Source organism: Pseudomonadota bacterium, from assembly GCA_010028905.1.
In the GTDB taxonomy this organism is placed as follows: Bacteria; Vulcanimicrobiota; Xenobia; order RGZZ01; family RGZZ01; genus RGZZ01.
Genome location: RGZZ01000161.1, coordinates 1 through 9990, shown reverse-complemented (window position 1 = coordinate 9990; position 9990 = coordinate 1). Strand labels below are relative to the sequence as shown.

7 protein-coding genes are annotated in these 9990 nt (G+C 66.2%); 2 read left to right on the top strand and 5 right to left on the bottom strand.

Going from position 1 to position 9990, the window contains the following annotated elements:
• Nucleotides 1-46: 46 nt before the first annotated feature.
• Entirely contained in the window at nt 47-1555 is a 1509-nt protein-coding gene (locus EB084_12455) for a serine/threonine protein kinase (protein NDD29067.1), read from the top strand.
• Nucleotides 1556-1589: 34 nt separating this feature from the next.
• Here the strand turns inward: EB084_12455 and xth are convergent, their stop codons facing one another.
• The gene (gene xth, locus EB084_12450; protein NDD29066.1) at nt 1590-2369 is read right to left on the bottom strand and encodes an exodeoxyribonuclease III; all 780 of its coding nucleotides are present in this window, start codon (nt 2367-2369) and stop codon (nt 1590-1592) included.
• Between the two features lie 163 nt (nt 2370-2532).
• Here xth and EB084_12445 point away from each other — a divergent pair, with 163 nt between their 5' ends.
• Nucleotides 2533-2805, top strand: coding sequence for a hypothetical protein (locus EB084_12445; GenBank protein NDD29065.1), 273 nt, complete (start codon nt 2533-2535; stop codon nt 2803-2805).
• A gap of 12 nt (nt 2806-2817) precedes the next feature.
• Here EB084_12445 and clpB read toward each other — a convergent pair whose 3' ends face one another.
• The 4 genes from clpB to EB084_12425 form a co-directional block, all read right to left on the bottom strand.
• Nucleotides 2818-5430 (bottom strand): ATP-dependent chaperone ClpB, encoded by a 2613-nt coding sequence (clpB, locus tag EB084_12440; protein ID NDD29064.1) that lies wholly within the window; start codon nt 5428-5430, stop codon nt 2818-2820.
• A gap of 182 nt (nt 5431-5612) precedes the next feature.
• Nucleotides 5613-8189 (bottom strand): hypothetical protein, encoded by a 2577-nt coding sequence (locus EB084_12435; GenBank protein NDD29063.1) that lies wholly within the window; start codon nt 8187-8189, stop codon nt 5613-5615.
• Nucleotides 8186-9235: a hypothetical protein gene (locus tag EB084_12430; GenBank protein ID NDD29062.1), complete on the bottom strand. Its 1050-nt coding sequence runs from the start codon at nt 9233-9235 to the stop codon at nt 8186-8188. The genes EB084_12435 and EB084_12430 overlap by 4 nt, the downstream gene beginning before the upstream one ends.
• Nucleotides 9222-9743: a type II secretion system protein gene (locus tag EB084_12425; protein NDD29061.1), complete on the bottom strand. Its 522-nt coding sequence runs from the start codon at nt 9741-9743 to the stop codon at nt 9222-9224. The genes EB084_12430 and EB084_12425 overlap by 14 nt, the downstream gene beginning before the upstream one ends.
• Nucleotides 9744-9990: the final 247 nt, after the last annotated feature.

The following is a 9990-nucleotide window of genomic DNA, read 5'->3' as shown; positions in this document are numbered from 1 at the left end:
GGGCGCTCCCCCGTCCCATCCCCCTGACGCGCGCAGGCTGCGGCGAGTGGTTCCCGCCAACGTCAAGCTCGACACCTCGCGCCGCCTCGGCATTGCAAGCTTCGCCATTGGCGTGGTGCTGCTGCTGCTCATCGGCGAGCGCTTCCTGGGATACCTCACAAGCGACACGTGGGTGTGCATCGACGGACTGACGGTGGTGCTCTCGTTCGCGCTCTCGGCGGCGTGCCATCGGCGAAAGATCCCCCTGGGCTTGATGCTCGGCGTGGCCACCGCCTACGAGCTGCTCATCGCCCTCACCCTGTCGTACATGGAGTTCTCGGTTCCCAACGGCGCCATGCACGTGCGCCAGGGCGGCATCTCGTGGGCATGCCTCGTCATCGTGCTCTTCCCGGCCCTGGTGCCCACGCCCCCGCTGAAAGCGCTGGCGGCAGGCTTCTGCGCGGCGTCGATGGGCCCTCTGGCCTACACGCTGGCCGTTGCCCTGGGCGAGGAGCCACATCCGCTCCCCCACTATGACATGGCCATGCTGTTCCTCGACAACTACATCGCGGGAGCCCTGGCCATCGTGCCGTCGCTGGTCTTCACCCAGCTGGCCGCTGACGCCGCTGACGCACGCGACCTGGGCAGCTACACCCTCGATGCCCGCCTCGGTGTCGGGGGCATGGGCGAGGTCTGGCGCGCCCACCACAGGCTGCTGGCGCGACCCGCGGCCGTGAAGCTCATCCGCCCGAGCCCGGGAAAGGCCGACGCCGATCTGAACGCGCTTGCCCGGTTCGAGCGCGAGGCACGGGCCACCGCGGGACTTCGCTCTCCCCACACCGTCGTGCTCTACGATTTCGGCACCGCCGATGACGGTGCGTTCTACTACGTGATGGAGCTCCTCGAGGGTCTCGACGTCGAGGCCCTGGTCGAGCGCTTCGGCCCCATCGCCCCCGCCCGCGCCGTGTGGCTGCTCATGCAGGCCTGCGAGTCGCTCGAGGAGGCCCATCAGGCGGGGCTCGTCCACCGCGATGTGAAACCCGCCAACCTCTACGTGTGCCACCTCGGCACGCAGTACGACTTCATCAAGATACTCGACTTCGGGCTCGTGAAGACCGCATCGACAGACGGTCCGGAAGCCGTCAAGCTGAGCCGCACGAGCCTGGTCTACGGCACCCCTGCCTACATGGCGCCAGAGCAGGCGCGAGGAGAGACCGTGACCCCCCACACCGACATCTACGCCCTCGGCTGCGTGGCCTACTACATGCTCACGGGCGTTCTCGTTTTTGAGGAGCGTGCCACGACCCAGGTGCTCATCGACCACGTGCAGACCACACCCGTTCCCCCATCGAAGCGCGTGAACAAGGTGCTCCCCCCCGAGCTGGAGGCGCTCGTCATGCAGTGCCTCGAGAAAGCCCCCGAGAAGCGCCCGCAGAGCGCGCGCGAGGTGTTCGACCGCCTGGCCGCCATCGCGCTGCCGAGGCCCTGGAGCGCGCGTCAGGCCGAGGCGTGGTGGGCCCAGAACCTGCCTGGAAAGGCGCCGACCGCCGCACCGGCAGCGGTCGCCACACACTGAGCCCTGGCCCGCGCCAACGGGAAACTGCCGGCGCTCACGACAGCGGTGCCTGCACCCCGGCACGCGCAAGATCGGCCTGTACCGGCGCGTGGTCGCTGGTGCCGAAGGCCGGCCGCACAACGCAGCGCTCGAGCCCTTCCATGAGATCGCTGCTGATCACGACGTAGTCGATGCGCCAGCCGATGTTGCGCTGGCGCATCTGACGCCAGGGGGGCCACCACGTGAACATGGCGTCATCTTCCGGCGCGAGGTGACGACCCGCGTCAACCATGCCGTGTGCGAGCATGCGCTCGAAGAGTGCGCGCTCCTCCGGCAGCTGGCCGATGACCGGCTTGCTCACCCGACGCTCCTTCGGATGCACGTCGATATCAGCGCGGGTCACGTTCATGTCGCCGCACAGCACGAGGGAGCGACCTGCCGCCCGCTCGTGAGCCACCCAGCTGTCGAGGGCCTCGAGAAAGCGCATCTTGGCGTCGAGATCCTTGCCTCCGTTGGGCACGTAGATCGACGCCACCGTGAGGCGATCGAACGTCGCCGTGACGATGCGGTTCTCGAAGTCAAACGCAGGATGAGCGAACTGCGGCATCTCGACCGTGGCCCCGCGACGCACCAGCAGACCCACGCCGGAATACCCGCCAGACCCGTGCCAGAAGCATGCGTAGGTGTCGAGACCGGTGAGGCTGCCGGGAACCTGCGATGCATCGGCCTTGAGCTCTTGCAGGCAGAGCACGTCAGGCTGCTCGGTCTCGAGATACTCGAGCACCTGCTTCTCGCGAGCGCGAACGCCGTTCACGTTCCAGGTCGCGATGCGCAGGCGAGAGGCTGGCGCGCTCGGCGGTTCGTGTCGCGCGGCGAAGAGGTCGAGCTGCTCGGGCGGGGTGGTCATGCCTCGGGACTACGCGCCACGCATGGCGGTCTCCTGTGCGCGGGCTGCGCGCGCAATAGGCCCCCCTGCCGCATCCGTCGAACCCCGCCGCATGCCCACACGCCCGACCGCTGCCCTTCTTGCACTGTGGCTTGCGATCACGCCGGCCCTTCCCGCTCGCGCCACCCCGCGCTGGCAGAGATCGTGGACCCACGACCAGCGCGGCGCCTCGGTGACCATCGACTGTGCCGGGGCCACCGTGGGCGTCACGTACAGCGTGCGCGTGACCTGGGCACGCGATGCGAGCGCCCAGGAGATCAGCCGCACGTTCACGCGCACCCTCGACGCGCCGGACCAGACCATCGAGATCGACTCGCCGTACTGATCGCGCGGGCCCCTACACCGTCACGGGCACGAGCACCACGGGCTCGAGACCGCTGGCGTCCGCCTTCAAGCGCATCTCGATGGCGTCGCCCTCCTTGACCGTCCCGCCGAGCAGCGCCATGGCCACCGGGTCTTGGATGAGTCGCTGGATGGCCCGCTTCAGCGGTCTCGCGCCGTACACCGGATCGTAGCCCTGCTCCGCAAGATAGGCGCGTGCGTCGGTGGCGAGGCGCAAGGTGATCTTGCGATCTGCCAGGCGCTTCGACAGGCGCTGCAGCTGGATGTCGATGATCGAATCGATCTGGCCGCGCTCGAGCGCGTGGAAGATGATGGTCTCGTCGATGCGGTTGAGGAACTCGGGCCGGAAGTGCTCACGCAGCGCCTCGGTGACGCGGTTGCGCATGGCGCCCTCGTCACGCGCGCCCAGCTCTTGTATCCACGACGAGCCGATGTTCGAGGTCATGATGACGATGGTGTTGCCAAAGTCGACCGTGCGTCCCTGACCGTCGGTGAGACGACCATCGTCAAGCAGCTGCAGCAGCACGTTGAACACGTCCGGATGCGCCTTCTCGATCTCGTCGAAGAGCAGCACGCTGTAGGGCCTGCGTCTCACCGCCTCGGTGAGCTGGCCGCCCTCGTCGTAGCCCACATACCCTGGAGGGGCGCCGAGAAGGCGAGACACGGCGTGCTTCTCCATGTACTCCGACATGTCGATGCGCACCATGGCGCGCTCGTCGTCGAACAGGAACTCCGCCAGGGCGCGCGCCAGCTCGGTCTTTCCCACGCCCGTGGGGCCCAGGAAGATGAACGACCCCGTGGGGCGGTTCTCATCGCCCAGCCCCGCGCGAGAGCGGCGCACGGCGTTCGCCACCGCTTCGATGGCGTGGTTCTGCCCCACGACGCGCAGCTCGAGGCGCTCCTCCATGGCGAGCAGCTTCTTGAGCTCGCCCTCGAGCATGCGCGCCACGGGAATGCCGGTCCAACGCGCCACCACCTGGGCCACGTCTTCTTCGTCGACCTCTTCCTTGAGGAAGCGCTGCGTCTTCTGCAGCTCGGCGAGGCGCTGGTTCTCGGCCTCCATCTGGCGCGTGAGATCGGGCACGAGCCCGTAGCGGATCTCGGCCACCTTGGCGTGGTCGACCGCGCGCTCGGCCTTCTGCTCGTCGACCTTCAGCGCCTCGATGCGCGCTTTCAGCGCGCGCGAGCGACTGATGCAGTCACGCTCGTTCTGCCACTGCGCCCGCATCTCGCTCGACGACTCACGCAGAGAGGCAAGCTCGCCCTCGACCTTCGACAGGCGCTCACGGGTGGCCGCGTCGTCATCGCGTGAGAGCGCGGTCTTCTCGATCTCGAGCTGCATGATGCGCCGCTCGAGCTGGTCGATCTCGGTGGGCATCGAGTCGATCTCGATCTTGAGCCGAGACGCCGCCTCGTCGATGAGATCGACGGCCTTGTCGGGCAGGAAGCGCTCGGTGATGTAGCGGTTCGAGAGCGTGGCCGCGGCCACCAGCGCGGCGTCGCGGATGCGCACGCCGTGGTGCACCTCGTACTTCTCCTTGAGCCCGCGCAGGATGGCGATGGTGTCTTCGACCGAAGGCTCACCCACCATCACGGGCTGGAAGCGACGCTCGAGGGCGGCGTCCTTCTCGATGTGCTTGCGGTACTCGTCGAGCGTCGTGGCGCCGATGCAGCGCAGCTCGCCGCGGGCGAGGGCAGGCTTGAGCATGTTGGCGGCGTCCATGGCCCCTTCCGCGGCGCCCGCCCCGACCAGGGTGTGAATCTCGTCGATGAACACCACCACCTCGCCCTGCGCCGCGGTGATCTCCTTGAGGGCGGCCTTCAGGCGATCCTCGAACTCGCCGCGGTACTTGGCGCCCGCCACCATGCCGCTCACATCGAGGGAGATGAGGCGGCGCCCCTTCAGGCTCTCGGGCACATCGCCCGCGGCGATGCGCTGGGCCAGGCCCTCGACGATGGCGGTCTTGCCCACGCCGGGCTCGCCGATGAGCACGGGGTTGTTCTTGGTGCGGCGCGAGAGAACCTGCATCACGCGACGGATCTCGTCATCGCGCCCGATGACCGGATCGAGCTTGCCGCGACGGGCCAGCTCTGTGAAGTCACGCCCGTACTTCTGCAGGGCCTGGAACTTGTCTTCCGGGTTCTGGTCGGCCACCCGGTGGGTGCCGCGCAGCTCGGCGAGCACCTTCATCAAGACTTCCGGCGTCACACCGGCGCTCGCGAGCAGCCGCCCCGCCACATTGCCCGCGTCACGCTCGGCGAGCATGCCGATGAGCACGTGCTCGGTGGAGAGGAACTCGTCGCCCATCTTACTGGCCTCGTCGAAGGCGCGCTCGAGCATCTTGGCCGCGCGCTGCGACAGGGCGGCCTGACGGCCCGATCCGTGCACCTGGGGCAGACGCGACACCGCATCGGCGGCAGCCGCCTGCAGCGCCACGATGTCGACCCCGATGCGCTGCAGCACGGGGCGCACGAGGCCGTCGGCTGGCTCGAGCAGCGCGAAGAGAACGTGCTCCGGCTGAACCTCCTGGTGTCCGCGCTCCTCGGCCATGCGCACGGCGGCTTGAAGCGCCTCTTGTGACTTCACGGTGAGCTTGTCGAATCTCATCTCGAAACCTCCTCTGAACACGGTCGCCTGGCACGCCATGGGCCCTGCCAGCGCCTCGTCGAAGAGCCTGCCGCGACGAAGGTTCGGTCGCGCTGCTCCTGTACGAGAAACGCCCGCATTCGAGCCACGGTTCCCCGTCGGGCATTAGCGTTTCGTATGCATAAGAGCGGCGGCGAAGCAGGTCAGAAGTTCGCCAGGCTCCCCACGCGCAGCTTCACCCCGCCGAAGAGATAGAGGTATGGGCCCAGGGTGCTGGGATCGTAGAGCAGGGAGACCGCATTTGCCGAGAGGTTGAGCGAGCCGCCGTTCGTGCCGTACGAGGTGCTGCCCGGCGTTCCACCGTAGGCCACCACCATGCCGTTCACCGAGATGTTGCCCAGGGCGTTGCGCATGTTCAGGTTCTTCGAGGCGTAGACAAGACCCGAGAACGTCTGGTTCAGAGCCGCCGGAGCCACGGTTCCCGTGCTCGTTCCCGGAGACGCGGTGGCCGTCGTGGTCGTCACGTTGGTGCCGCTCGACTGATAGCTGGCAAAGGTGGAGGCGGAGAAGGTCGAGGTCTTGCTGAACCAGGTTCCGCCGCTTCCGGTGGTGGTGAACCCGCTGGCCGAGATGAGGGGGGTGGTCACATTGCCCATTCCCGTGACGAGGAACCCTCCGATGGCCGTGGAGGAGTGCTCCTTGATCCACCACTTGGAGGTACCGTCTCCCGACGCGTCAGCGATCTTGTAGAGCACGTCCTTGAGCTTGCCGGAATAGGTCGTGCCCATGTAGGTCACGGTGACCGGGTTGGCGTCTTTTATGGTCTTGGCGGCCGAATACCAGTTGTCCCACGCAAGGTTCAAGGAGTACTGAAGGGAGGCCGCGTCGTAGGAGAGCCTGCTCGAGAGCTGGCCGGACTTGACCTGCATGGCCTGCGTCAAGGCGCTGTAGACCGCGGCCGATTCGCTGGTGATGTTCACCCCCGTGATGTTTCCGGAAGCACCGCTGCCGGCGCTGACGCCCGCGTTGGAGAGCGTGGTGCCCACCGAAGGAACCGTGGACGGAGACTGGGCGTAGCTCAGCTGGAGCATGTTCACGTCGCCTGCCGAGTAGAGCGCCACCCCGCTGTCAGAGCGGGGGTCGAGAGAGCTCTTCCCGACCACGGTGATGTCACCGGCGCTCGCGCTGCCTGCCGAGAGGCCCGTGGTAACCACCGCGCCCTGCCCCGTGACATTGCCCATGACCGCCACGCTACCGGGCGAGCGCAGCTGGGGCGTGGAACCGCTCGACGCATCGAAGACGACCTGCGCGCTGCCCACATTGGCCGAGTTGGTCCCCGTGGCCGACTGGTTCGAGTTCGGCGCCACCACAAAGGCGAAGCCGTTTGCCCCGTTGGCCGAGCTCACCAGCACGTCGCTGCTGACGGTGAGGGTGTTGGTCTTGTTGTCGAAGGCCACGCCGGCGGGCAGGGTCTGGGCATCAGGTCCGACGCCATTGTAGGTGGGGGCGCTCCCGCCTGTTCCGCCGGACCATCCCTTGGCTGTAGGGCCGCTGGCCTGGGTGTTCAGCGAGACGCTCGTATCGTAGTCGACAGGGTAGTGATAGACCGCATTGTTCCACACCACCCACGTGCCCGCCGCGAGCGTCGCGGGCGTCGCCTGGGTCGGGAGGTCGCTCACCTGCACCGATGGGGGCGCGATGGCCAGGTCTTGCACCAGGTTCTGGTTCTGCGTGCTGGTTGTGATGGAGGCTGGCACGGTCTGGCCGGTTCCCTTGTACGTGAGGGCTCGGCCGCTGCCGTTCAGCGATGCCTTCGAGGTTGCGGAGTACCCGGGAATCGAGGTGGTCGAGGTCGACACATCGACGCCCGTGATGTTGATGTTGCCATTGTTCGCGGCGAGTCCGGCATTGCCCGCGAGCGACTCGTTGACCGTGGTGGCCGCCCCCACGTTCAGTGCGCCACCACTGGTCGTCGACTGGTACACATTGAGGTTCATGTCGGTGGCGGCGGTGGCCGCCCCCGCAGACCTGGTCGACTGCATGCCGTTGAGGTCGTACATGCACTCCACAGATCGACGGGTGATGATCGTACCGTCAGAGGTGACCACCATGCCCTCGACGATGACGTCAGCCGTTCCGCCAGGCACGGTCTTGAAGATGCCACCCGAAGCGGTGTACGAGGAGCCCGCGGTGAGCTGCGACGAGCGGAGCAGGTTGTTCATCGACACGTAGGGCATGTCGCCGAGCGCATTCTGCCAGCTGACGCCGTTGAAGTTCACAAACGACCACGAAACCTTCTGGGGCATGGCAGAGAACGTGCTGTACGACCCGTTGAACGAGGCGCGGAAGAGGGTGTAGGTGGTGGCGTCACCCGCACCCGCGACGCCCGACACCGACGTGCTCATGAAACCGCAGACATTCACCGCCTTTGACGTGGTGTCTTGAGACTCGCGCACGCTGAAGGTGCCGTCGAGGGTCTTGAACAGGTACGGATTCGAGGTCGAGTGATAGCCAGGGCCATAGACGCTGGGATTCGACTCGAGGCGGGCCTGCAGATAGGTGAGGCCGTTCATGGCGGCGTTCAGCGCAAGCTGGCGGTTGTTGAAGCTGTTCGACGACGCCAGGCCCTGCTGGAACGAGACTGCCACGGCGCCGCCCAGCATGACCAGGAAGGTGAGCAGGAGCAGGGTGGAGATCAGGTAGACCCCGCGACGGGTGCGTGCGACCCGCTTCACGGTTGAGATGGCGCTGCTGCCCATGTTCTCCTCCTGCTTGCTCACGGATTCTGCGGGATGACACGATTGTCGAGCTGTATGGTGAAAGCCGATGCCGAGCTCGACATCGAGCTGTTGGTGTGAACGGTGACCGTGCCGGTGGCGTCAACGCTGCTCGACACGTCGATGAGGTTGCCGGCCGGCGTCGACTGAGACGACGAGAACTGCACGCTGGCCACGCTCGCGGCACCCGCGCTGCTGTGACGCCCCGCCTGCAGCGTCTTGAAGACCTTCACGTCAAAGAGCACGATGGGGCCGTTGGCGCTGACCACAGGCGATGACAGGGTGTCAGACGCAAGGGCCAGGCGGGTGATCTCGAAGCTGAGCACGTTCTGCGCCACCACCTGTGCGCGGTGCACCACGCTCCCCACGTTCACGGAGTCGCACTGGTTGGTGAGCGCGGAGAGGGTGACGCTGGGAGAGTCTCGCAGCAGGTGCAGCGACGTGGCCTGCAGGTTGGTGACCGACTGCGGATCGCTCTGCACCCCGATGGTGTCGTTGCCCGAGGTCTGCCCTTGCTTGAGATAGACCTCCTTCTTCACGATCCACTTGTGCGGGCAGGTGGTATCCGGGCCCGTGTCGTTGCCGTACGACTGGCAGGCGTACCCGTATTCCTTCTCGTGCAGCGTGCGATCCATGCGGGTCACATAGTACAGGATGTAGCGCTGCGGGAGAGGGTCGCCGTTCGGGTCGGTCATGGGAATGAGCGAGTTGCCCAGAGGAACGGTCGGGTTGAGGGTGGCGTCGACCGCGTCGAGTGCGTTCATGTTGGTGGTGAACCACAGGGCCCATCGATAGTCGGACGTCGGTGTGTAGACCCCCACGCTCGCGCGGGAGGCTCGTTTCAGCTCGGTGGTGATGTCAGCCTCGAACTTGTTGAGCTGACGGGCCACGTCGGCCTTCGACTCGACGCCCCGATACCCGCCCGTGCCGATGTTCATGATGGCGATGGACGAGAGCATGAGGAACGTGAACACGCCGCACCCCACGAGAACCTCGATGAGGGTGGCGCCGCGAGCGCGCGCGGCCGTAAAGCGGTCAGAATGTGCCATTGGGCCACAAGATGCGCATCTGATGAACCTCCTGAACCCCTTGTCCCTGGGCTTGCGCAGACTGGTTCTTCGACAGGTTCGAGGCACTCGTCTGGGCGGCCGCCGAGGCGTCGTTCCACCACACCACCGCGTCGAAGCGCTTCAGGTTGGCGTCACCACCGTTCCCGTTGTCGACCCCCGACCACTTCAGATCCGCGTTTCCCGCCTGCACGTCGGTGAGATAGATCTTGTAGAAGTAGACCGTGTTGTTCAGCTGGTAGGTACCGCCCCGAAAGAGATAGGGCGTGCTGTAGACCTGGTTGAAGATGGTGAGGGCCAGCGACGAGCTGTTGACCTGATAGATGCTCTGCGACAGAAGACCATCGGCCACGACGCTTCCGCTGGTGAGGTCTGAGGCCTTCTGGCTCCCGCTGATGAGCACGGTGAAGATGCCCACCACGAGGATGAGCGACGCCCCGATGATGCCGATGGACACGATGAGCTCGAGCAACGAGAAGCCCCGCTGCACCCTGTGCATCGTTCGCACGCCGCACAAAGCAGTGGACTGAGGGTCGTTCACACGCATGTTGTCGTGTTTCGAGCCCCAAAAGACAATGCCTGCCGTGAAAGAGACGACCTATCGGGCGGTGAGTGCCTGCGACGCTCGATTCAGCGCGGTCAGAAGTTCACCACCGAGAGCGTCTGCAGGCGCACCGGCCCGAAGAGGGCGAGGTAGGCCCCCAGCGTCGACGGATCGTAGGTGAGGGTCACGTTGT

What these genes read in the sequence shown, in the direction of transcription:
- EB084_12445 (NDD29065.1), top strand. Translation starts at nt 2,533, where the DNA reads ATGCCCACACGCCCGACCGCTGCCCTTCTTGCACTGTGGCTTGCGATC.
- EB084_12430 (NDD29062.1), bottom strand. Translation starts at nt 9,235, where the DNA reads ATGGCACATTCTGACCGCTTTACGGCCGCGCGCGCTCGCGGCGCCACC.
- clpB (NDD29064.1), bottom strand. Translation starts at nt 5,430, where the DNA reads ATGAGATTCGACAAGCTCACCGTGAAGTCACAAGAGGCGCTTCAAGCC.